This is a genomic window from Pseudomonas cistanchae, from assembly GCF_054483635.1.
In genome coordinates, this window is the sequence record NZ_JBTLWN010000003.1 from 357,986 (window position 1) to 378,848 (window position 20,863).

The 20,863-nt window shown below is 64.0% G+C and carries 23 protein-coding genes; 9 read left to right on the plus strand and 14 right to left on the minus strand.

Annotated features, from left to right (window positions below; all coding sequences use genetic code 11):
* Positions 1–27 precede the first annotated feature (27 nt).
* The 3 genes from ACX0MV_RS11650 to ACX0MV_RS11660 form a co-directional block, all read right to left on the minus strand.
* On the minus strand, positions 28–804 hold the full coding sequence (locus ACX0MV_RS11650) for a class II glutamine amidotransferase (protein ID WP_458982667.1): 777 nt from the start codon (positions 802–804) through the stop codon (positions 28–30).
* A complete protein-coding gene (locus ACX0MV_RS11655) occupies positions 797–1,252 on the minus strand; it encodes an HIT family protein (RefSeq protein WP_458982668.1) in 456 nt (151 codons plus the stop codon). Before ACX0MV_RS11655 ends, ACX0MV_RS11650 begins: the two co-directional genes overlap by 8 nt.
* Before the next feature lie 77 nt (positions 1,253–1,329).
* Positions 1,330–1,806 (minus strand): MFS transporter, encoded by a 477-nt coding sequence (locus ACX0MV_RS11660; RefSeq protein WP_458982669.1) that lies wholly within the window; start codon positions 1,804–1,806, stop codon positions 1,330–1,332.
* 157 nt (positions 1,807–1,963) lie between these two features.
* Here ACX0MV_RS11660 and ACX0MV_RS11665 point away from each other — a divergent pair, with 157 nt between their 5' ends.
* On the plus strand, positions 1,964–4,006 hold the full coding sequence (locus ACX0MV_RS11665; protein ID WP_458982670.1) for a S9 family peptidase: 2,043 nt from the start codon (positions 1,964–1,966) through the stop codon (positions 4,004–4,006).
* A 57-nt stretch (positions 4,007–4,063) separates the two neighbouring features.
* A complete protein-coding gene (locus ACX0MV_RS11670; RefSeq protein WP_458982671.1) occupies positions 4,064–4,534 on the plus strand; it encodes a cyclic nucleotide-binding domain-containing protein in 471 nt (156 codons plus the stop codon).
* A gap of 6 nt (positions 4,535–4,540) precedes the next feature.
* Here the strand turns inward: ACX0MV_RS11670 and ACX0MV_RS11675 are convergent, their stop codons facing one another.
* Complete coding sequence (locus ACX0MV_RS11675; protein ID WP_458982672.1) at positions 4,541–4,861, minus strand: hypothetical protein; 321 nt, start codon at positions 4,859–4,861, stop codon at positions 4,541–4,543.
* Between the two features lie 132 nt (positions 4,862–4,993).
* Here ACX0MV_RS11675 and ACX0MV_RS11680 point away from each other — a divergent pair, with 132 nt between their 5' ends.
* Positions 4,994–5,368, plus strand: coding sequence for a YajD family HNH nuclease (locus tag ACX0MV_RS11680; RefSeq protein WP_458982673.1), 375 nt, complete (start codon positions 4,994–4,996; stop codon positions 5,366–5,368).
* Positions 5,369–5,424: 56 nt separating this feature from the next.
* On the plus strand, positions 5,425–5,889 hold the full coding sequence (locus ACX0MV_RS11685) for an RNA methyltransferase (RefSeq protein ID WP_458982674.1): 465 nt from the start codon (positions 5,425–5,427) through the stop codon (positions 5,887–5,889).
* Positions 5,890–5,910: 21 nt separating this feature from the next.
* On the opposite strand, the gene ACX0MV_RS11690 is transcribed toward ACX0MV_RS11685, so the two are convergent.
* From ACX0MV_RS11690 to rnd, 5 genes are all read right to left on the minus strand, one after another.
* Positions 5,911–7,137: a hypothetical protein gene (locus ACX0MV_RS11690; RefSeq protein WP_458982675.1), complete on the minus strand. Its 1,227-nt coding sequence runs from the start codon at positions 7,135–7,137 to the stop codon at positions 5,911–5,913.
* 77 nt (positions 7,138–7,214) lie between these two features.
* Entirely contained in the window at positions 7,215–7,664 is a 450-nt protein-coding gene (locus ACX0MV_RS11695; protein WP_458982676.1) for a YcgN family cysteine cluster protein, read from the minus strand.
* Between the two features lie 83 nt (positions 7,665–7,747).
* Positions 7,748–8,680 (minus strand): D-2-hydroxyacid dehydrogenase, encoded by a 933-nt coding sequence (locus ACX0MV_RS11700; RefSeq protein WP_458982809.1) that lies wholly within the window; start codon positions 8,678–8,680, stop codon positions 7,748–7,750.
* A 21-nt stretch (positions 8,681–8,701) separates the two neighbouring features.
* Positions 8,702–8,995 (minus strand): YcgL domain-containing protein, encoded by a 294-nt coding sequence (locus ACX0MV_RS11705; RefSeq protein ID WP_458982677.1) that lies wholly within the window; start codon positions 8,993–8,995, stop codon positions 8,702–8,704.
* Positions 8,992–10,122, minus strand: coding sequence for a ribonuclease D (rnd, locus tag ACX0MV_RS11710; RefSeq protein WP_458982678.1), 1,131 nt, complete (start codon positions 10,120–10,122; stop codon positions 8,992–8,994). Before rnd ends, ACX0MV_RS11705 begins: the two co-directional genes overlap by 4 nt.
* Before the next feature lie 190 nt (positions 10,123–10,312).
* Between rnd and ACX0MV_RS11715 the strand changes: the two genes are divergently transcribed.
* Positions 10,313–11,374, plus strand: coding sequence for an SMP-30/gluconolactonase/LRE family protein (locus tag ACX0MV_RS11715; RefSeq protein WP_458982679.1), 1,062 nt, complete (start codon positions 10,313–10,315; stop codon positions 11,372–11,374).
* Between the two features lie 296 nt (positions 11,375–11,670).
* On the opposite strand, the gene ACX0MV_RS11720 is transcribed toward ACX0MV_RS11715, so the two are convergent.
* On the minus strand, positions 11,671–12,354 hold the full coding sequence (locus tag ACX0MV_RS11720) for a spermidine synthase (protein ID WP_458982680.1): 684 nt from the start codon (positions 12,352–12,354) through the stop codon (positions 11,671–11,673).
* 172 nt (positions 12,355–12,526) lie between these two features.
* Here ACX0MV_RS11720 and ACX0MV_RS11725 point away from each other — a divergent pair, with 172 nt between their 5' ends.
* From ACX0MV_RS11725 to ACX0MV_RS11740, 4 genes are all read left to right on the plus strand, one after another.
* Positions 12,527–13,381: a sulfurtransferase gene (locus ACX0MV_RS11725; RefSeq protein WP_458982681.1), complete on the plus strand. Its 855-nt coding sequence runs from the start codon at positions 12,527–12,529 to the stop codon at positions 13,379–13,381.
* 238 nt (positions 13,382–13,619) lie between these two features.
* Positions 13,620–14,099 (plus strand): hypothetical protein, encoded by a 480-nt coding sequence (locus ACX0MV_RS11730; RefSeq protein ID WP_458982682.1) that lies wholly within the window; start codon positions 13,620–13,622, stop codon positions 14,097–14,099.
* Between the two features lie 160 nt (positions 14,100–14,259).
* The gene (locus tag ACX0MV_RS11735) at positions 14,260–15,522 is read left to right on the plus strand and encodes an OmpP1/FadL family transporter (protein WP_458982683.1); all 1,263 of its coding nucleotides are present in this window, start codon (positions 14,260–14,262) and stop codon (positions 15,520–15,522) included.
* Positions 15,523–15,589: 67 nt separating this feature from the next.
* Positions 15,590–16,207, plus strand: coding sequence for a response regulator transcription factor (locus tag ACX0MV_RS11740; protein WP_458982684.1), 618 nt, complete (start codon positions 15,590–15,592; stop codon positions 16,205–16,207).
* 6 nt (positions 16,208–16,213) lie between these two features.
* On the opposite strand, the gene ACX0MV_RS11745 is transcribed toward ACX0MV_RS11740, so the two are convergent.
* The 4 genes from ACX0MV_RS11745 to ACX0MV_RS11760 form a co-directional block, all read right to left on the minus strand.
* A complete protein-coding gene (locus ACX0MV_RS11745; RefSeq protein ID WP_458982685.1) occupies positions 16,214–18,001 on the minus strand; it encodes a hybrid sensor histidine kinase/response regulator in 1,788 nt (595 codons plus the stop codon).
* Between the two features lie 27 nt (positions 18,002–18,028).
* Entirely contained in the window at positions 18,029–19,105 is a 1,077-nt protein-coding gene (locus tag ACX0MV_RS11750) for a lipase secretion chaperone (RefSeq protein WP_458982686.1), read from the minus strand.
* A gap of 114 nt (positions 19,106–19,219) precedes the next feature.
* The gene (locus ACX0MV_RS11755; protein ID WP_458982687.1) at positions 19,220–20,146 is read right to left on the minus strand and encodes an esterase/lipase family protein; all 927 of its coding nucleotides are present in this window, start codon (positions 20,144–20,146) and stop codon (positions 19,220–19,222) included.
* A 138-nt stretch (positions 20,147–20,284) separates the two neighbouring features.
* A complete protein-coding gene (locus ACX0MV_RS11760; protein WP_458982688.1) occupies positions 20,285–20,836 on the minus strand; it encodes a glutathione peroxidase in 552 nt (183 codons plus the stop codon).
* Positions 20,837–20,863: the final 27 nt, after the last annotated feature.

Sequence of the window (20,863 nt, forward strand, 5' to 3'; positions counted from 1 at the left end):
TGGAAAAATCCTGCACGAAACAATCACTCAGTCGGCCATGCCCCAGGCCACGCACTCGCCACCCTGCCACAAGCGCCATTCCCCCGGCTGGAACAGCGCCCAGCTTTCGTTCGCGGTTAACGGCTCGGTGGCAACCACCGTCACCACGTCGTTGGGGGTGGTTTCCGCTTGAAAATCCACCTGCAGGTCGGCGTCGCGCAGGTAGGCCGGACCGAATGGCGCGCGCCGGGTGATGTGTGCCAGCTTGCTCGAGCAGAAGCTGAACAACCAGTCGCCATCGCTGAGCAGGCAGTTGAAAACGCCATGCTGGCGATAACCGGCGCAGGCTTCGACCAGCGCCGGCAACAGCACCTCCACGGCCACCGGCTCGGGGAACGCGTTACGCAGACGGTTGAGCAAATCGCAGAACGCCGTTTCGCTGTCCGTGTCGCCAATCGGACGATAGAAATCGGCACTCGCCGGCAGATTGGCCAGCTGGCCGTTATGGGCGAAACACCAGTTGCGCCCCCACATTTCCCGGACGAAGGGATGGGTATTGGCCAGGCAGACGCGGCCGACATTGGCCTGACGAATATGGCCGATCACCACCTCGCTCTTGATCGGATAACGCTGCACCAGCAACGCCACCTCCGACTCGCTGCTCGCCCGCGGGTCCTGGAACAGGCGCAAGCCACGCCCTTCATAAAAGGCCACGCCCCAGCCGTCGCGGTGCGGGCCGGTTCGACCGCCGCGCTGCATCAACCCGGTAAAACTGAACACGATGTCGGTGGGCACGTTGGCGCTCATACCGAGCAACTCACACATGGGCAAGCTCGCTTTCCAGGGCTGCGCGCAAGCGCTGCGCCTGCTCGTGCAGGCTGCGTTCCAGACGCTTGCGGCCGAACGGCAGAAAGCGCGTCGGCACTCGCCAGATCAGCGACAGCAGGTCGCCGGCACGCCGTGGAATCAGGTGCAGATGCAGGTGCGGTACATGCTGGTTGGCCGAAGGGCCGTCGTTGATCAGGAAGTTGATGCCTGGCGCAGCATAGCCGCTGGCGCGCATCGCGGCGGCGATACGCTCGGCCAGTGGCAACAGGCGGTCACGGGCAACAGGGCAAAGATCACGGAGCAGCGGAGCGTGCTGGCGGCTGACGATCAGCACATGGGCGGGACGCAGCGGGAAGATGTCCAGCAGGACGATGAACTGTTCGTCCTCGAAGATGCGATGGGCCGGAAGCCGGTCATTGGCGATTGCACAGAACACGCAGTCCATAAGCCCTCCTTGTATGCGGTGGGCCTATGCTGAACGCCCGGCGTAAGCGACGCAAGCGGTGCGCCGCCGGAACCCGTCTAGATCCGCGGTTCCAACCGCAGGCGTCGGTCGCCATTCTGGTCGTAGCGGGTGTCGCCGTGATCCTGTTCCTGCTGCATGCGCTCGCGCAGGGTAGGTTCATAATCATCGTCGCCTGCACTGGCCGGGCCGCGCCGCGCGCGCAGCCAGCGCGCTATCGGCCAGCGCACCGCCACGAACAGCAGGTACAGCGCGAACGCGATCAGGCCATACATGGCCAGGTCAGCCACCGCCCGCCAGACGTTGTTGCCCATGTCGAAGATGAGGTCGAGGGCGGTGATGGCGATGGAGGGTGCGAACAGTTCTTTAGCCGGGTCGACGATGGTCGGGCTGAACAGCAGCACCGCCATCAGCACCCGCAGCGGCTCACGGGCGTATCGCCACATCCAGCGGGTCAGCCGGAACCCTACCAACAGGCAACCAAGCGCGGCGATGGCATAGGCGCCCCATGCGAGCAGATAGTCGTTTTCAGTCATTGAACGGCGTGTCCATATCGAAGCAAAGCTGCAGGCTGGGAAAAAATGCAACGCCGCTGCATTTTTCAACGGCTGGCCTGCGACGTGGGGCTTATGATAACGGCTTTTGCCGGGCTCGGCGCCCCTGCTGTCGGCCATCATCCATTGGAGTAGCGCTATGTCCCTCGCCCCCATCGCCCGTATCGAGCCCGGTGACGACCCTTACCGCTGGCTGGAAAACCGCGATCACGACGACGTACTCGATCACCTGCGCGCCGAGAACGCCTACCTCGAAGCCGAACTCGCCGAGCAGAGCAAACTGCGCGAAAGCCTGTTCCAGGAGATCAAGGCGCGCATCCGCGAGACCGATCTGTCGCTGCCTTCGCCGTGGGGCGACTACCTCTATTACCAGCGCACCACTGCGGGCGACGAATACCCGCGTCATTACCGCTGCCGCAAACCCGCCGACGGCTCGCTGACGGTGGACAGCCAGAGCGAGCAGTTGCTGCTCGACCCCAATGCCCTGGCTGACGGCGGTTTTCTCTCGCTCGGCAGCTTCAGCGTCAGCCCGGACCAGCAGCGACTCGCCTATAGCCTCGACACCAGCGGCGACGAGGTCTACCGGTTGTTCGTCAAGGAGCTGAACAGCAATCTCATCAGCGAACTGCCGTTCGCCGATTGCGATGGCAGCATGACCTGGGCCAATGACAGCCAGACGCTGTTCTTCGGCGAGCTGGACGATACCCATCGGCCGCACAAGCTCTACCGGCATCGCCTCGGCGGCGACGGCGCGGAGCTGGTGTTTCATGAACCCGACGGGCGCTTCTTCCTCAATTGCTACCGCAGCAGTTCGGAGCGGCAGCTGATACTGCTGCTGGGCAGCAAAACCACCAGCGAATCCTGGGTGCTGGCCGCCGACTCGCCACAACAGGCGTTTCGCTGCGTGGCCCCGCGCGAGGAAGACCACGAATACTACGTCGACCATGGCCAGCTCGACGGCGAATGGGCGTGGTTCATCCGCAGCAACCAGAGCGGCATCAACTTCGCCCTGTATTACGCGCCAGACGCCGACCCGCAGCAAACGCCAGCCCGTCAGCAGTGGCAGGTACTGCGCGAACACGAGCCGCAGGTGATGCTCGAAGACCTCAGCCTGAATGCCGGCGCGCTGATTCTCAGCCTGCGTGAAGGCGGCCTGCCGATCATCGAAGTGCAGCCTCAGGGCCAACCTGCGTACCGTGTGAAGTTGCCGGACGCGGCCTACAGCCTGCATGTGCAGGACAACCTCGAATTCACCAGCCCGGTTATTCGCCTGCGCTACGAAGCGCTCAATCGACCGGCGCAGATCCGCCAGCTGAACCTGAGCGACGGCGATCAGCAGGTGCTCAAGCAGACGCCGGTAGAAGGCCCCTTCGACGCCGAGGCCTATATCAGCCAACGGCTGTGGGCCACCGCCGCCGACGGCACGCAGGTGCCGATCAGCCTGGTGGCTCGGCGTGACGTGCTGGGTCAGGCTGCCCCGCTCTACCTGTACGGTTACGGCTCCTATGGCGAAAGCCTCGACCCGTGGTTTTCCCACGCCCGCCTGAGCCTGCTGGACCGCGGCTTCGTCTACGCCATCGCCCATGTGCGCGGCGGCGGCGAACTGGGCGAGGCCTGGTATCGCGCCGGCAAACTGGAGCACAAGCAGAACAGCTTCGGTGATTTCATCGCCTGCGCCGAACACCTGATTGCCAACGGTTACACCCGTTCCGATCAACTCGCCATCAGCGGCGGCAGCGCCGGTGGCCTGCTGATCGGTGCAACCCTCAATCAGCGCCCCGAGCTGTTTGCCGCGGCCATTGCCGAGGTGCCGTTCGTTGATGTGCTCAACACCATGCAGAACCCGGATCTACCGCTGACCGTGACCGAGTACGACGAGTGGGGCGACCCCAACCAGGCAGAGGTGTATGCCCGCATCAAAGCCTATGCGCCCTATGAAAACGTTAGCGCCCAGGCCTACCCCGCCATACTCGCGGTAGCCGGTTACAACGACAGCCGCGTGCAGTATTGGGAAGCGGCCAAATGGGTGGCCAAGCTGCGCGCCAGTAAGACCGATGACAACCTGGTGCTGCTCAAGACCGACCTGGGCGCCGGCCACGGCGGCATGAGCGGGCGCTATCAGGCGCTCAAGGATGTGGCACTGGAATACGCGTTTATTCTCAAAGTACTCAACCGGACGTAACTGCATTTACCCGCCACGCAGGCAACTCTGCGCGGCGCAAACACGACGACAATCCAAATGCCCGACAGCTCCCTGATCAACGAAATCCACACCATGCTGCTCGACAGCGGCATGCTCAATGGCCTGCAACCCAGCGAACTGCTGTGCGCGGCAGGTTACTTCAGCATCAGCCGGGTCGAGCAGAACCAGGTCATCTGCAACGAGGGCGACGCCGGAACCTTCATGTGCATCATCCATTTCGGCGCGGTGTCGGTGCTCAAGACCAATTCCAGCGGCGAAGCGCTGGAGATCGCCAAGCTGCGCAAGGGTCGGGCGTTCGGCGAGATGGCGGTACTCGATGGCGAGAGGCGTTCCGCCAGCTGCGTGGCGATCAGCGAGTGCACCTTGCTGATACTCGCCAAGGACTCGCTGGACAAGATGCTGCAGGAGGCGCCAAAACCGGCGGCCAAGCTGATCCGCGCCATCGCGGTCGCCATGTCCAAACGCCTGCGCATGGCCGATGGGCAGCTCGTCGAGCAGCAGCTCTAGGCGCCGTTACTCGCTGCGTTGCTCGCTGCGAGGCGCCGGTGACGGGCTCTCGCGCTGGCGTTGCTGCTCGAGCAACGGCAGTTCCCCATCGCGCTCCGGCAGTGTCGCTGGACGCGGGTTCATGCGACTGCCGGAGCTGTTGTCGAGCAATGGCGGACTGCTCGGCGTGGCATTGGGTAGCGGGCGCGGTGCGGGAATCTCGAACGGATGCGGGGTGGCAGTGCCGGGAGAGCCCGGCGCGCGATCATTGCTGGCCAGCATCGCATCCTGGGCCTGTACGGCACCGATCAAGGCGAAACTGAGTGCCAGGGTGGCGAGGGTTCGCATCGTCATATCCTCCTTGCAGTTATAGGCGTTGGGCTCCCGTCGCCGCGGTAAGTGCCCCTTGCGGGCATTCTCCCCGACCACCGGCGGGGCTACACTGTCGACACACCGCGCCCTGACACGAGACAGCGTCCCATGAGTACCGACAAAGCCCCCTCGGCCACCGCCAAGCTCGACCGCATCCTCGCCGACGCCCAGCGCTCGCGCGAAGAAGGCTACCGCGACAAGGCCCTGAAGATGTATCCGCACGTGTGCGGCCGCTGCGCCCGCGAGTTCTCGGGCAAGCGCCTGAGCGAACTGACGGTGCACCACCGCGACCACAACCACGACAACAACCCCCAGGATGGCTCCAACTGGGAGCTGCTGTGCCTGTACTGCCACGACAACGAACACTCGCGCTACACCGACCAGCAGTACTTCAGCGAAGGCTCGACCGCCAGCCAGCAAGGGCCGAAGTCGACCCACAAGGCATTTGCCGATCTCGCAGCGTTGCTGAAAAGCAAAGAATGAGGGCGCCGGGCCGGCAGCACGTATACTGCCGCCCCTTTGCATGAAGGCCCAGGTTCGTGGCGAAACGATACAGCTGCATCGGTTTATTCAACCCTAAATCCCCGGAAAACGTTGGCGCGGTGATGCGCGCGGCCGGCTGCTATGGCGTTGCCTCGGTGTTCTACACCGGCAAGCGCTATGAGCGCGCCCGCGACTTCATCACCGACACCAAGAAGATTCATCAGGACATTCCGCTGATCGGCATCGACGACCTGCAGAAGATCATCCCGCTGGGTTGCACGCCGGTGGCGGTGGAACTGGTCGATGGCGCGCGACCATTGCCGGAGTACACCCATCCGGACCGGGCGATCTACATCTTCGGCCCGGAGGACGGCTCGCTGGACAAGAGCATTCGTGCCTGGTGCGAGGACGTGGTCTACATCCCGACCCAGGGCTGCATGAACCTCGCCGCCACGGTCAATGTCGTGCTGTATGACCGCATGGCCAAGGGCAACAACACCAAGTCCGGACCGAAATTCTGAGCCAGTCTGCTGGCGCCGAGATTACTTCAGCAGCTTGCTGTCGAGCACCTCGGACGCCTTGCCCATCACGTTCTCGCTGATTTCGATCAGGTCGCGGGTGCTGGCCTTGTCCAGGCGCATCAGACCGCGGGTGACATCGTCCAGGGAGCGCGCTTCACCGTCCTTGGTGGCTTGGCGGATTTCCCGATCGAGTTCCTGCAGCAACAGCACCGCACGCGCGGTCACCGGCCCCGTAGCGTTTTCGCCGCGCAGGCTCTTTACCGGCTTGCTCCACTCGATCAGGTGCTCGCGCACGCTCTGGTAGCGATCCTCGCTCATGCCACCGGCGCGGCGCATCAGTTCGATCGCGTAGTACTCGGCCAGGCCCTCGCTGATCCAATCGCTCTTATCGGTGTCACGGATGCGGCTGAACACATGCACCAGTTCATGCACCAGTGAGCTGGTGCCGTTTTCGCTGACCAGTGGCCGGTCGGCGTGCATGAAATAGGAGTTGGCCGCCGACAGGCCGCCACGCCACATCGGGTCGCCCGCGCCAACGATCAACAGCTTGTCCGGGTCGCGGGGAAACACCGCCTGGGCCTCGGGCCAGACGACCGTCAGCAGCGTCAGGATGTCCATGCGGCGCATGCCCTCGCCAACCGGCGCGGCGACTGTCACGTCGGTTTCGCCGAGCTTGGCCCGACGAGTGCCGATCTTGCCGGCGAGAATCCAGCCCGTCGGCCGGTCGAACTTGCGATCCGGCACGTTGATCCGGAACTTGTTCTTGCCAATGCGCGGCCAGCCGGTTTCCACGCCCCGCCAGCCTTTCGGCAGCTCGAACGTCAGCCGCGAGACCAGCTGCGTGTTGTCTTGCTGGCGCAGCACCGCGCTCGGCACCAGATCGTCGCCGCGCAGCAACGCCCAGTCTTTGGTCATCCGCGCGTCGAAACGGTCGTCCTTGCGCGGGTGGTTGATGCGCACCCGGTAACTGAGGCTGGACTGGCCTTTGGCCGGCTTCCACACGCCCGACTCGGGGCTGTTCTGGGTCCACTGCCCGTCACCCTTGAAGTCGCTGTAGTAGCCCTTGTCGCCCAAGTTGAACGTGAGACTGACTACCCGCTCGCCTTTTTCCAGAGTCAGGCGCACTTCGGCCTGGTCGCTCTGCGGCAGGAAGCTAACGTGATAGTCCAGATCGACTTTCTGCGCCGCCCACACAGGCGTGCTCAGGCACAGCAGCAAAGCGGACGACAAGGCACGGTAGATCGACATGCGGAAAGCTCCAGAATGCTAAAGGTCAATGCGCTAAACCCTAGACCACCGATAAGCGGTGTCGTTGCCCAGGGCCGTCAGCCGGCGCGAAAGATCAGGTAGTCCTCCCAGTCGTCCTCGGCCACGCTGTTTTCGCTGAGCATGCGGCCGGACTGGGAAATGCGTTCGTGATGCACTGCCTGGGGGTCGCCACACACTAGATGGTGCCAGAGCGGCAGGTCCTTGCCCTCGCTGACCAGGCGATAACCACAGGTTGGCGGCAGCCACTGGAACTGGTCGGCCTGGGCTGGCGTGAGCTGAATGCAATCGGGGACGAACTGGGTACGGTTGGCGTAATCGGTGCAGCGGCAGCTTTTCAGATCGAGTAGCTTGCAGGCGATACGGGTGTAGTAGACGCCGCCATCTTCCTCGTCTTCGAGCTTCTGCAGGCAGCACAGGCCGCAGCCGTCGCACAACGACTCCCACTCCGCCTGATCGAGCTGAGCGAGGGTTTTGCGTTTCCAGAAAGGTTCGACTTTGGCGGCCATGGGCGGGCATTACTGACGGGCGAAAAGGCCGGCAGTCTAGCGTGCGTGGCCCTTGCGGCCAAGGCCGGCGAGTCGAATGCCGGTCAATAACCGCGGCTGAAATCGACGCCGCCGCGCACCGCACGACCGCTGCGCCAGTTCGCCAGGTTGTCGAGGAACAGCTGCGCCAGCAAACGCGGCTCGGTCGGTGCCGAACTGTGGCCGGTGAGCAGCAACCGCGGCGCATGCCAGAACGGGTGCGCTGTCGGCAAAGGCTCCTGCCGGCATACGTCGATCACCGCACCCGCCAGCTGACCCTGCTCGAGCGCGCGCACCAGGTCGGCATCAACCACGGCGACGCCACGCCCGGCATTGATGAACAGCGCGCTTGGTTTCAACACGGCAAACAAGGCCGCGTCGAACAGGTCGCGGGTTACCGGGGTATCCGGCAGCAGGTTGATTAGGTAGTCGGCGGTGGCAGCCAGCTGTGGCAAACCATCAAGCGCGGCGACTTCGCTGAACGGCGCCAGCACTCGCGCGCGGCTGGCCACACCGACCAGCTCGACCCCGAACGGTGCCAGGAACTGCGCAACCTGCACGCCGATATCGCCGGTGCCGACGATCAGTGCACGGCGCCCGGCCAGGCTGCGTGGCGCGCGATTGTCCCAGTGCCGCTGCGCCTGCGCGGCCCGCTGAGCGAACAGCGCGCGTTCATGGGCCAGCAGGTGGCACAGCACGTACTCGGCCATCACCTGGCCAAAAATTCCCACCGCGCGGGTCAGCAGGTAATCCTTCGGCAGGTCCGTGGCGAGCAGCGGCGTAATACCGGCCCAGGTCGACTGCAACCACTGCGGCTTGTGCCCCTGACGCAGCAGGCCGGCCAGCAGATCGGGCTGACCCAGCCACACCGGGCAGGACGCCGCATGCCTTGCCAGCTCAGCGGGATCGGCGCTGCCGAGCAGCTCGACAGAGGGCGCGGCCACGCTCAGCAACTCGGCATAGGTGAGGTGGTCGGTCTCGCCAATCAGCACGCGCACGGCGGATTCGTTAGCCATGGCTCAGACCGGATCGTTCCGGCGCAGCAGCTCTTCCGGCAGGTGCTCGATGTAGTCGTCTTCCGGCGGCGGCATCTGCAGGTGATAGCCCTGGGCTTCCAGGTTGGCCAGCACCTGGTGAATGTCCTCGCGGGCCAACTCGCGTTCCGGCGTCAGCACCAGGCTGAAGGCCAGCGCTGGCGGGCCGAACGCAGCCAGCAGGGTTTCCGGCACGCGCGCCAGCCCGTCGCTTTTCAGCACGTAGAGGTACATCTCGTTCTTGCGCGGGCTTTTGTAGATCGAGCAGATGCGTTTCACGGGCACTCTCCTTCAGCCAGGCAGTCGAGCAGCGCCTGGCCCATCAACGTCCGCCGCCAGCCCCTCAGGGAATCAGGCAGGCGGTAAGGTCCATCGGGGTAGCCACTTTTCAGCAAGGCTTCGAGGGTTTTCTTGCGCAGCATCAGCTCGGGCGCGATGTGCAGCCGCTCGCCTTCGCGCTGGCCAATGGCGCGCAGCTTCTTCAACAGCGCCGAGGCTTCGATCGGCAGCGGCTCCGGCAGCGGTTCGGGCCAGTTTGCAGCAGGCGTCGAGGCGGCCTGCTTGATCAGTTGCAGAATGAACTCGCCATCCTGACGTACGGTTTTCGGGTGCATGTCCTCGATCCGCGCCAGCGCCACCAGGTTGTCCGGCTGGGTCCGCGCCAGCGGCCACAACGAGTGCTCGCGAATGATCCGGTTGCGCGGCTGGTTGCGCGCCCGCGCCTGGCGTTCGCGCCAGGCGCAAACGGCTTGCAGCACCGCGAGCTGTTGCGGCGAAAGCTTCCAGGCCAGCTTGGCCTCGCGATACGCCAACTCGGGGTCGACTTCGCGGCCCAGGTTGGCGACCAGCTCGGCGCCGTCTTCGAGCACCCAGGCGTATTTCTCGTCGGACAGCTGCGCTTTCAGCAGCACATACATCTCCGCCAGGTGCAGGGCGTCCTCGGCGGCATAGCTGACCTGGGTCGCAGAAAGCGGTCGCTGCAGCCAGTCGGAACGGGTTTCACCCTTAGGCAGTTCGATGTTCAGCACCGCCTGGACCAGGCGGGAATAGCCCATGGAAAAACCCAGGTTGAGGTAGCCGGCGGCCAGTTGGGTGTCGAACAAGGGTGTGGGCAGACTGCCGGTCAGGCGCAGAAACACTTCCAGGTCCTCGCTGCAGGCATGCAGCACCTTGACCACGGCCGGGTCCTGCAGCAGCTCGGCGAAAGGCGTCCAGTCGCTGATCAGCAGCGGATCAATCAGGTAGGCCCGCTCGCCCTCGCTGATCTGCAACAAACCGGCGATCGGGTAAAAGGTGTCGACCCGCATGAATTCGGTATCGACCGCCACAAACGGCAGACGCCGCCATTCGCTGCACTGTGCTGCCAGGCTGGCGTCGTCACTGACCCAGTGAATTTCAATAGCCACACGGCTCTCCCATCAAGAATGCCGCGCAGTATATATCGCCCCGCCTCGCTACCGGGCATGGCGTCCCGGATCGACGGCGCTCACCCATTCAACCGGCGCCTGCGCACGCCATCGCATTAAGAGGCCGCATCTGTGTATTCTTGCGGCCGCTCGCCTGACTCGGGCGCACTTCAGCACAGGGACAATAATAATGAAGACACTGCTCGGACTTCTGCTGGCGGTCATCGCCGCCGCGGCCATCTACCTCGCCGTTACCCCCAGCCCGATCGATCCGCTGGCCTGGCAGGCGCCAGAAATCCCACCCATGACAGGCGTGCTGGAACCCAACGACACCCTGATGAAAGCCGAGCTGCTCGGCCGCGGCCAGGTGCACGGCCCGGAAGACACGGCGGTAGATGCCCAGGGCCTGGTGTACGCTGGCCTGCATGACGGCACGATCGTGCGAATCAAGGCCGATGGCAGCGTGGAAACCTTCGCCGACACCAAAGGCCGCCCTCTCGGCATGGACTTCGATGCCGCCGGTAACCTGATCGTCGCCGACGCCTACAAGGGCTTGCTCAGCATCGACGCCCAGGGGCAGATCAAGGTACTTACCACCGAAGCCGATGGCGTACCGTTCAAGTTCACCGACGACCTGGATATCGCCCGCGATGGCACCATCTATTTCAGCGACGCCTCGGCGCGTTTCGAGCAACCGGATTACCTGCTCGACCTGCTCGAAGCCCGCCCCCATGGCCGCCTGCTCAGCTACAACCCGGCCAGCGGCGAAACCAAGGTGTTGCTCAAGGACCTGTACTTCGCCAACGGCGTGGCACTGTCGGCCAATGAGGACTTCGTGCTGGTCAACGAAACCTACCGCTACCGCATCACCCGTTACTGGCTGAGCGGCGACAAGGCCGGCACCCACGACGTCTTTATCGACAACCTGCCCGGCCTGCCGGACAACCTGCAGGGCGACCGCAACGGCACCTTCTGGGTCGCCCTGCCGACCCCGCGCAAGACCGACGCCGACATGCTGCACCGCTCGCCCTGGGCCAAGGCGCAACTGGCCAAGCTGCCGCGCGCCTTCTGGCCCAAGGCCGTGCCTTACGGTTTCGCCATTGCCCTGAATGAACAGGGCGAAATCACCCAGAGCCTGCACGACACCAGCGGCACCCACCTGCGCATGGTTACGTCGGTCAAGCCAGTGGGCGACTATCTGTACTTTGGCAGCCTGGATAATGATCGGATTGGTAAGCTGAAAATCCGCTAAGAATCTGCCCAACGCCTGCTGTGCGTCGGCCCTGCTGCGTTAAAAACAGGCTGGTGCGCCAGCCCGGTCGCAAGCCGCTTGCGGCTAACGCGCTTTAGCGCGGCCCGAAGGGCGAGCGAAGCGAGCAATGCTCATGTACAGAAGTACACTCGCGTGCGAGCCCAGTCCGCTTCCTCAGCCGTTTTCGCCTTGTTTTGCTCTAGCTCGCGAGATCCGAAACAGGCTCTAAGCCGCCAATACAAAAAAGCCCGCGCAACTGCTCAGTTGCGCGGGCTTTTTAATGTTCGGGGATTTGCCTATTTGATCTTTTCGGCGATCCAGATGGTATGCCGGGTGCCCTTATTGCCATGGGCGTAAACCTGCAATTCTTCGACCTTGAAACCGGCCTTGCGCACCTTGTCGCTGAACTGCCGGTCGGCGCTGGCCGACCACACTGCCAGTACGCCCTTGTTACGTAATGCCTGGTAGCAGCGCTGCAAACCCTGGGCGGAATACAGCCAGCTATTGCGCTTCTGGGTCAGGCCCTCTGGGCCGTTGTCGACGTCCAGCATGATCGCGTCATAGCGCTGGTCGGCGTTTTTCAGGCAGTTCGCCACATCGTCCTGAATCACCCGGGTACGCGGGTCGAGGATCGGATAACCGGCCTTGGCGCCAAGCGGGCCGCGGTTCCACTCCACCACTCCAGGCACCAGCTCGGCCACTACCACCTCGGCGGTCTTGCCCAGGTTCTGCAACGCTGCCGCCAGGGTAAAGCCCATCCCTAGGCCTCCAATCAGCACCCGCGACTCCGGGCGACCCGCGACCTTCTTGCACGGGATTGCCGCCAGTGCATCTTCGGAGCCATGCATGCGCGTGTTCATCAACTGGCCGCCATCACCGCCGGCGATCTTGATGACGAAATCCTCGCCGTACTCAAACAGACACAGTGCGCCCGTGCCGTCGGGGATCGGGGCCGTGTCGAGCAATACAAAACGCTTCATGGGTCGCTGCTGCCAGTCAGAGAAAAACGGGGCAGGCAGCATGCACACAAATGAACAAATATGCAGCGGTCAACGCGGCCTGCACGCATAAATTCTGCACATCGCGGCTTCCCGAGTGCCTGGTAGCCGGGTTTATCATGCCCGCGACCTTTACCTGCCAGAGGATGACGGCATGCCACTCGCTCAACTGATCACCGCGGCGCAGCTGCAGCAGCGCATGCAACGCGCGGACCTGCTGATTCTCGATTGCCGCTTCGCCCTCGACGATCCGGCGTACGGGCAGCGCAGCTACGCGCAGGGCCATATCGATGGCGCGCAGTTCGCCGACTTGGAGCGCGACCTGTCCGGCCCGGTGCAGAAAGGCATGACCGGCCGCCACCCATTGCCGGCCCCTGCCGACCTGCTGCAGCGTCTGCGCGAATGGGGCCTGCATGATCACAGCGAAGTGGTGCTGTACGACGACGGTCCCGGCGCGTTTGCCGCCCGCGCCTGGTGGCTGCTGGCCTGGATGGGCAAGCGCGACGGCGTCTACCTGCTCGACGGCGGTTTGAGCGCGTGGCGCCAGGCTGGCTTCGAGCTGAGCCAGGCGCAACCGAACGCACCGCTCGGCACCTTCGACGGCGCTGCCGATGCAGCCATGGTGCTCGACGCCGCAGGTCTGCAGCATCGCCTCGACGACCCGCAGCTGACTCTGCTGGATGCCCGTGCCTTACCGCGCTTTCGCGGCGAGGTCGAGCCGCTCGACCCGGTGGCAGGGCACATCCCCGGTGCGCGCTGCGCCGTATTCACCGACAACCTGGGCGCCGATGGACGCTTCCTCGGCGCCGAGCAGCTGCGCCAGCGTTTCGCCGCGCAGCTGGGCCCGCGCCCAGATACAGGTGTGGTGGCGTACTGCGGCTCCGGGGTGACGGCCTGTCATAACCTGTTCGCCCTGTGCCTGGCCGGCTATCCACTCGCACCGCTGTACGCCGGCTCCTGGAGCGAGTGGATTACCGATCCGCACCGCCCGATTGCAACGGGTGACTGATGCGTTTCGCTGCAATCTGGTCAGCACGGGTAGCCGACGGTAGCTCACCTGCCTAATTGCCACGCGGAATATAGGTAATAACCGAAAGCTGAAAACATTTTAAAAACAGCCTTTTACAGCCCATATATCGCACTACACTTCAAAACAAGCGGCTAAGCCCGCTTCCGGTGTGGCCTTTCCAATAAACGAGACGCTGCCAGTCGCTCAGGCCCACCGGTCATCTTTTCCCGAGGTACCTATGGGAATCGCCGCTTGTGACCTGTCACAACACGTCATCCGCCCCACGCTGATCTACCTGGGTCGCCACTCCCCTGCCGCCGAAGCCCTGTTGCTGGGCACGGCCGCCAGCCAGTCGGGACTCGGTGCGGCGCTCGACGACCAGCATGGTTACGGCCTCTATCGCATCGCCGCGCTGCGCCATCAGCGGTTGTGGGACCTGCACCTGGCGCTCGACCCGGACCTGGCGAGCCGAGTTCGCGGCCTCGCCAGTCAGCATGCCTTTCTCGCCGCGCCGCATCTGGAACTCACGGTAAACCTGCGCTACGCCACGGCCATTGCCTGGATGCTGGTAGAAGCGCAAACCGCTGAACTACCGGCTAGCGATGATCTTCGCGGCCTGGCCCAGGTATGGCGCAAGGTGTTTCGCCCCAAGGGCCGAACCAGCGATTTCATCGACGCCTGGCACCGCTGCGTCGGTACACTGAGCCGGGTGGCGTGACACATCGCCGCACCCAGGCGCTTCTCGCACGATCATTGCAAATGCCAGCATTTAGCCGCCATTTGTAGGACAAAATTGATATAAATCATGAACTTCCTTGGCTTCTCATGGGTCAGGAAACTTGCTAGTTTCCGCGTCCCGTTTACCCAAGGAGCACTCTGTGAGCCAACGAGTTTTAAAAACCAGCCTCGCGTTCGCGATCGCCGCCGCTTCCAGCCAGACCCTGGCGAGTGGCTTTGCCATCAACGAACAGAGCGTCAGCGGCATGGGCACTGCATTCGCGGGTCGTTCCTCCTCGGCTGAAGATGCCTCGACCATCTTCGGCAATCCGGCCGGCATGTCGCGCCTCGACCGCGAGCAGGTCAGCGGCGGCGTCGCGCTGTTGCACGCCAAGACCGATATCGAGGACGCCAGCGGCAGCGCTGCGGGCAGCAACGACGGCGATATGGTGCCGTTCATCGGCGCACCCATGGGCTATTACGTAAAGCCGCTGGACGATAACTGGACGTTCGGCTTCGGCATGTACGTGCCGTTCGGCCTGGTCACCGATTACGAACGCGAGTTCCAGGGCCGCGCCTACGGCGACCGCAGCGAAGTGCGGATCATCACCCTGCAACCGACCTTGAGCTATCGCTTCAACGACCAGCTCTCGATCGGCTTCGGCCCGACCATCAACCGCATCGACGGCGAGCTGTCATCGACCGTGCCGGATCCCTTCCTGCCAGGCAACAGCGCCGGTGTGAAGATCAAAGGCAACGACACCGCCCTGGGCTTCAACGCCGGCGTGCTGTTCGAACTCAGCCCGCAGACCCGCTTCGGCATTACCTACCACTCCAAGGTGGATTACACGCTCGAAGGAGATACCGAGATCGAAGGCGGCGGCCTGTTCGCCAGTGCGGCGGGCAAATACGACGCTTCGCTGGATCTGGAAACTCCGGAGTCGGTGGACTTCTCGGTCACCCACGACCTCAACGAACGCTGGACGGTCTATGCCGGCAGTACATGGACCCGCTGGAGTCGCCTGGAAGCCATCACCGTCGAAAGCGAAGGTATCAGCGGACCGCTGTCGCCGGTATTCAGCACCATCAGCGAAGAACAGGAGTGGCACGACACCTGGGCCCATGCAGTAGGCGCGGCCTACAAGCTGAACCCGCAGTGGGTACTCAAGGCCGGTCTGGCGGTCGATCAATCGCCCACCAACAACGCCCACCGCTCGCCGCGCATTCCCACCGGTGATCGCAAGATTGCCAGCCTGGGTGCCGCCTGGAGTCCGAACGCCGACGTCACCGTCGACTTCGCCTATTCCTACCTGAAGGAAGACGACACCGATATCGAGCTGAACGAACCGCTCAAGGGCTCCTACCGTTCGACCTATAAAAACTCTGCCCATGGCCTGGGCGCGCAGGTCACCTACCGCTTCTAACCACCCAGGCGATTTGCGTTACACTCGCGCGGCGATAACCACAATAAAAAGACCGCGTGAGACAGCCATGACAGCACTCTGTACTGCCTTGCCCGAGCAGCTCTGCCTGCTATTGGTAGACGACCATCGGATCTTCCTCGACGGCCTCAGTTTGGCCCTCGCCCCGCTCTGCCCCAATCTGATCATCCACACCGCCGAAACCGCTGCCGAAGCCGAAACCTGGCTGGCCAACTGCAGTTTCGACCTGATTCTGCTCGACCTGCGCCTGCCCGATATCACCGGCCTCGAACTGCTCCAACGCTGGCAGCAACAGGGGCGCATGACGCCCGTGGCAATCCTCAGTGCCAGCGACTCGAACCTGGATGCCCAGGCCGCGATTGCCGCAGGCGCGCTGGGTTTCATTTCGAAAAGCGCCAACAGCGACGACCTGCGTCAGGCCGTCACCCGGGTGCTCCTGGGCGAGACGCTGCCGCCGCCGGCCCGCAGCGAAAAGCCGCAGCTGACGCCACGGCAGCAGGAGATTCTGCTATTGCTGGCGAACGGCTTGCCGAACAAGGCGATCAGCCGTCAGCTGGGTGTCTCCGAAGACACGGTGAAAACCCACCTGAAAGCCTTGTTTCAGGAACTCGACGCGCACAACCGCACCGCCTGTGTCAGCGCGGCGCGACAACGGGGCTGGCTGTAGCTCGGTTCAGTCGCCCAGCGTGGCCGGCGCTTTTTCCGCAATGGATGGCGCCGGCAGCACCACCTGCAAGGCCTGCCGCAGGCGCGCCGGCAACAGGGGTTTGCCGAGCAAGGTGACATGGGCCGGCGTGCAGCGTTCCTGCAACTCCGGACTGATATCGGCGGTGATCAGCAATGCAGGCAGCATCTGCCCGGCTTCCTCGCGCAGGCGCTCGAGCGCGCGCAGACCATCTTCGGTTGCCGCCAGGCGGTAGTCGCTGATCAGCAGCTGTGGCGCCGCTACCGCCAGACAACCCAGCGCGGCCTCCAGGTCGGCGCACGCCCATACCTGGCAGCCCCAGCGCTGTAACAGCCCCGCCAGCGCCTCGCGGCTGGCAGCATCGTCCTCGAGCAGCAGAATGCGCCCTTCCAGGTTTACGCCTGTTGGCGCCTGCAATGGATAGAGCCCGGCATCGGCGAGCGGCAGACGCAATGAAAAGCATGCCCCCTGCCCCGGGCTGGATCGCAGCTGCAGCGGGTGTTCGAGCAGCGTCGCCAGTTGCTGGACGATGGCCAGGCCGAGGCCGAGGCCACGTTCCGCGTTGCGTCCGGGGTTGTCCAACTGGCTGAATTCCTCGAAGACCTGCGCCTGCTCCTCGGCACTCAAGCCACGCCCATCGTCCGCGACTTCCAGCACCACGCAGTTGGCCTCGACCCTGGCGGTGAGCGTGACCAGGCGCGCCTGGGCATGGCGCAGTGCGTTGGTCAGCAGGTTGCGCAACACCCGCTCGAGCAACAACGGATCGCTGCGCACCCAGGTTTCGCCGCATTGCAGGTGCAACTCGACGCCCTGAGCCTCGGCTTCGCCGCGGGTTTCGCTGCTCAGCCGCTCGAGCAGAGGTCGCAACGGGAACACTTCAGGCTTGACCTGTACGCCGCCCGGCAAGGTCAGCCGCGAGTAATCGAACAGCGACTGCAGCAGGCGGCTGAGCTGCTCGACCGAGATGGCCAACTGGCTGCTGACCCGGCGCACGGAGGGCTCCTGGGCCTGTTCGAGCAGGTGCTGGGCGTACAGGCCCATCGCGTTAAGCGGTTGGCGCAAGTCATGGCTGGCGGCGGCCAGCAGGCGTAGCTTGCGCGCATCGTCGCCTTCCGCGCGCTGGCGGGCGAGGTCGAGCAGACGCAGGTTGAGCCAGGCGCCACGTTGCCCATGCTCCTGCAAATAGGCGCCAACGCTGCCGATCATGTTTGCGCAGATCAGGAACAGGCTCTGATACGCCAGCGTCGAACCAGCCTCGGTCAGCACCAGGCCGAGGCCGAGAAACAGCCCGCAGAAACCCCAGGCCGCCACGCTGATCGCGCGAAACGAGACGCCGAGCAACACGTAGCCGAACAACAGAATCAGGAACAGCCCGTCGTAGGGCATCGCCACGCCCTGCATCAGGCAGACGTAGATGATTAGCACGACGCAGCCGCCGTTGAGCGCGTAGGCACTGATATAGGCCAGCAGCGCACGGCGCGGAAGGCTGTCTGGCCGCTGGCAGTAAACGAAGGCACCGGCCACGCCGAGAATGCCCAGCAAGCGCAGCGGCACGACCGACAGGCTGACCGCCAGCGGCAGCAGCACCAGATCGAGGAAGGTGTAGATGAGCTGGAAAATGATCGCCGTGCCGACGATCAACCCGAGCCGGCGGCCCGTGCGCTGAAACCGATGCTCGACGAAGCGCTCTTCCAGCTCGGGAACGAAGCGCAGGCGGCGGTAGCCGCGCCGCTGCTGCGCCAGCAGCAGGCGTTCTTCCTGCTCCAGCGGCATCATGGGCGCCACCGCGTACCGATGCTGGATTTACAACTCGGGGGAGTCGGTTTCGGTGTCCTGCTGTTTGGCGGCAATGGCGTCATAGGTGTCGACTCGATGCTGATCTTCGGCGCTGAACAAGCGCTGGCGCAGACGCTGCTGTTCCTGCTGCCGATCCGCCGAGCTCAGGCCGGCGCCCTGCATTTTGGCCAGTTCGTCGCGGTAAGCCGTGTAACGCTGCTGCCAGCCGCGCTCGTTGCGTTGTTCGACGAGCAAGCGCTCGACCGTAGCGGGATCATAGGTCACGGCAAGGAAATGGCGCATCTGTTCCTCGCTCGCGCCGTCGCGCAGCATCTGCTCGCGCTGGCTCTGCTGGGCCAGCGCCTGGACCTGGCGCTCTTCGCTGGCACGCATGGCCTCGGGCAACTGGGCGCGCAGTTGCTCCTGCATCTGCGCTTTGGCGGTATCACTCAAATCTTCCCGCGCACCCACCGCAAGGCTTTCCAGGGTGTAGCGGGCGTAGGCCTCTTCGGCGCCGAACAGGGCTTCCGCCGCTGCAGCGGAAAAATGCGTGCGGCGCATCTGCCCCAGGCGATCGAACGCCTGCTGCAATGCCGCCAGATGGCTTTCAGGCTGCGCCTGTTGCTGGGCGCTCAGGGGCTGCTGCATCAGCTCGAGGCTGGCGCGCTTGTAATCCAGGTAGTTGCCCAGCAGGCCGATCAACTGACCGAGCGCGGGCTCCTGCAGACGCGAACCCGCATCCGCCAGCAGCGCCTCGACGGACGCTTCCAGCCCCGCTTGATCGGCAGCGCTGAGGAAATAATCGAAGTAGTCACGTACCGCCAGCTGCAGCACCAGATTGCCGTTGCTGTCGGTCTTCAGCTCGCCGTCGACCTCGGTGCCTTGTAGGTTGGGTAATTGGATATGCGACTTGGCCTGACCCGGTGCGCGGCTTGCGGCAGGCGCGAGCAAGGGGATTGGCGTTGGCAGCGCCGCTGCGATTGGCGCGGGCGCCGCCGCTACGCTACGCGGCGCTGCCGCCGGCCACTGCCAGTACAGCGTGACGGCGGCGGCGCTGACAGCCAGTACGCTTACCAGGCCGATAGAACGATAACGCGAGGACATGCAACCTCCAGAACCACTGCGGCGATATGCCAGAACAACTTACCCGGCGAAAACCACAACGCCCGGCAGATCGAAGCCTGCCAGGCGCTGAGTTTGGTTACTGCCTGATGTCGATCAGACGCCTTTGTTCTTCAGACGGTTGGCGTGCTGACGGTACAGCGATACAGGCTCGGTCCAGCCGCGCACACCGAACAGGTGGTTGATTGCATCGACGTGGTTCATGTTGTAGCTGTCGCCCAGCACCTGACCCAGGTAGGTCGAGCACACGCCAACCAGGCCGTCGTTTTTCTCGCCGCCGTACGCCAGGCCGGTGATGGCCAGGAACGGGTCGACCGCGTCGAAGACGTTGGTGTAGGAGGTGTTGCCGGTCCAGGAGAAGTAACGGATGTTGTGCCCGCGCACGTTGTGCAGTTCCGACGACTTGGCGCAGTAGCTGCTGTTGTTCACGCCCCAGGGGTGGCGGCTGTTCAGCGCAGCGGTACCTGCGGTGGTCAGGGTCTTCAATGCGGCCAAGCCGTTTTGCGAGTTGTTGCTGCCGGACAGCAGGTTGATCAACGAACCCAGGGCATTGGCGACCGCATTGGCACCGCCTTCGATCGCGCCGTTGGCGGGAATCAGACCGCGCACCACATCGGCAACCTTGGAGCCTTTGTTGACGCCGTTGATCGAGGTCACCGACGCCACCAGATCAGGCCGCAGCGAGGCAGCGACTCGCGAGGTGGGCGATCCCTGGCTGTGGCCGATCAGGTTGACCTTGCCGCCGTTGGCGCTGGCCCAAGGTGCGATCTGGCGGGCCAGTTCGGCACCGCGCTGCTCGCTGTCGTTGAACGCGGCCACACTGGCGACATAGACCTTGGCGCCATCACGCTCGAGGTTCCAGGGAATGGTGTGGAAGTAGTTGATCAAGCCGCCGATGGTGTTGAAACCGGTTACGCCGTGCACCAGCACGATCGGGTACTTGGTTTGGGTGTAGTTGGCTTGAGCCTCGACGGCGCCAAGCAGGGCCATTCCGGCCAGGGCAGTAGTAACAGCGCGACGCATGGGTGCCTCCTTATTTTTCTTGTTGGCACGCCGGGGGGACTGCGTCCGGCGTCCAGCAAGTCTAGGGAGTCACCCGCAGCCATCCCATCGCCCAGATGGGTGAATGGCTCTTCGATGGCGGCGGCGCGGAGCAGGGCTTCAGGGGCCCGAGGCGATGGCCTGCTCCACGGCCTCAATCAGCCTCGGGTCATCCGGTTCGACCCGGCTGGAAAAACGCGCGACCACCTTGCCCTGGCGGTCGATCACGTATTTGTTGAAGTTCCAGTCGGGCGCCTGGCTTTGCGCCGTCAGCGCCTTGAACAGCGTGGTGGCGTCGGCGCCGGTAACGACCTGCGGCTCGCTCATGGTGAAGGTCACGCCGTAATTGACGTAGCACACGCTGGCCGTTTCCTCGACATCGGCGGACTCCTGCTTGAAGTCATCGGACGGTACGCCCAGCACCTCCAGACCCTCAGCCCTGTAGCGTTGATACAGCGCCTCGAGCCCCTTGAACTGCGGCGTGAAGCCACAGAAGCTGGCGGTATTGACCACTACCAGCGGCTTGCCGGCGAACTGCTCGCAGAGGTCGATGCGCGCCTTGCTGCGCAGCTTCGGCAACTCGCCCTGCAGCAGCGCCGGGCACTGCGCCGCCAGCGCCGGTGCGGCAAACAAACCAATCAGCAGAACGAGCAAACCGTTACGCAGCGACATACATCAATCCTCGAAAAATGCTCGCGG

Excerpts from the sequence above, each read along its gene's own strand:
- ACX0MV_RS11650 (WP_458982667.1), bottom strand. The coding sequence starts at position 804 with ATGTGTGAGTTGCTCGGTATGAGCGCCAACGTGCCCACCGACATCGTG.
- ACX0MV_RS11725 (WP_458982681.1), top strand. The coding sequence starts at position 12,527 with ATGCCACTCGCTCAACTGATCACCGCGGCGCAGCTGCAGCAGCGCATG.
- ACX0MV_RS11670 (WP_458982671.1), top strand. The coding sequence starts at position 4,064 with ATGCCCGACAGCTCCCTGATCAACGAAATCCACACCATGCTGCTCGAC.
- ACX0MV_RS11740 (WP_458982684.1), top strand. The coding sequence starts at position 15,590 with ATGACAGCACTCTGTACTGCCTTGCCCGAGCAGCTCTGCCTGCTATTG.
- ACX0MV_RS11745 (WP_458982685.1), bottom strand. The coding sequence starts at position 18,001 with ATGATGCCGCTGGAGCAGGAAGAACGCCTGCTGCTGGCGCAGCAGCGG.
- ACX0MV_RS11760 (WP_458982688.1), bottom strand. The coding sequence starts at position 20,836 with ATGTCGCTGCGTAACGGTTTGCTCGTTCTGCTGATTGGTTTGTTTGCC.
- ACX0MV_RS11660 (WP_458982669.1), bottom strand. The coding sequence starts at position 1,806 with ATGACTGAAAACGACTATCTGCTCGCATGGGGCGCCTATGCCATCGCC.
- ACX0MV_RS11665 (WP_458982670.1), top strand. The coding sequence starts at position 1,964 with ATGTCCCTCGCCCCCATCGCCCGTATCGAGCCCGGTGACGACCCTTAC.
- ACX0MV_RS11715 (WP_458982679.1), top strand. The coding sequence starts at position 10,313 with ATGAAGACACTGCTCGGACTTCTGCTGGCGGTCATCGCCGCCGCGGCC.
- ACX0MV_RS11750 (WP_458982686.1), bottom strand. The coding sequence starts at position 19,105 with ATGTCCTCGCGTTATCGTTCTATCGGCCTGGTAAGCGTACTGGCTGTC.
- ACX0MV_RS11730 (WP_458982682.1), top strand. The coding sequence starts at position 13,620 with ATGGGAATCGCCGCTTGTGACCTGTCACAACACGTCATCCGCCCCACG.
- ACX0MV_RS11655 (WP_458982668.1), bottom strand. The coding sequence starts at position 1,252 with ATGGACTGCGTGTTCTGTGCAATCGCCAATGACCGGCTTCCGGCCCAT.
- ACX0MV_RS11695 (WP_458982676.1), bottom strand. The coding sequence starts at position 7,664 with ATGGCCGCCAAAGTCGAACCTTTCTGGAAACGCAAAACCCTCGCTCAG.
- ACX0MV_RS11720 (WP_458982680.1), bottom strand. The coding sequence starts at position 12,354 with ATGAAGCGTTTTGTATTGCTCGACACGGCCCCGATCCCCGACGGCACG.
- ACX0MV_RS11675 (WP_458982672.1), bottom strand. The coding sequence starts at position 4,861 with ATGCGAACCCTCGCCACCCTGGCACTCAGTTTCGCCTTGATCGGTGCC.
- ACX0MV_RS11680 (WP_458982673.1), top strand. The coding sequence starts at position 4,994 with ATGAGTACCGACAAAGCCCCCTCGGCCACCGCCAAGCTCGACCGCATC.
- ACX0MV_RS11690 (WP_458982675.1), bottom strand. The coding sequence starts at position 7,137 with ATGTCGATCTACCGTGCCTTGTCGTCCGCTTTGCTGCTGTGCCTGAGC.
- ACX0MV_RS11755 (WP_458982687.1), bottom strand. The coding sequence starts at position 20,146 with ATGCGTCGCGCTGTTACTACTGCCCTGGCCGGAATGGCCCTGCTTGGC.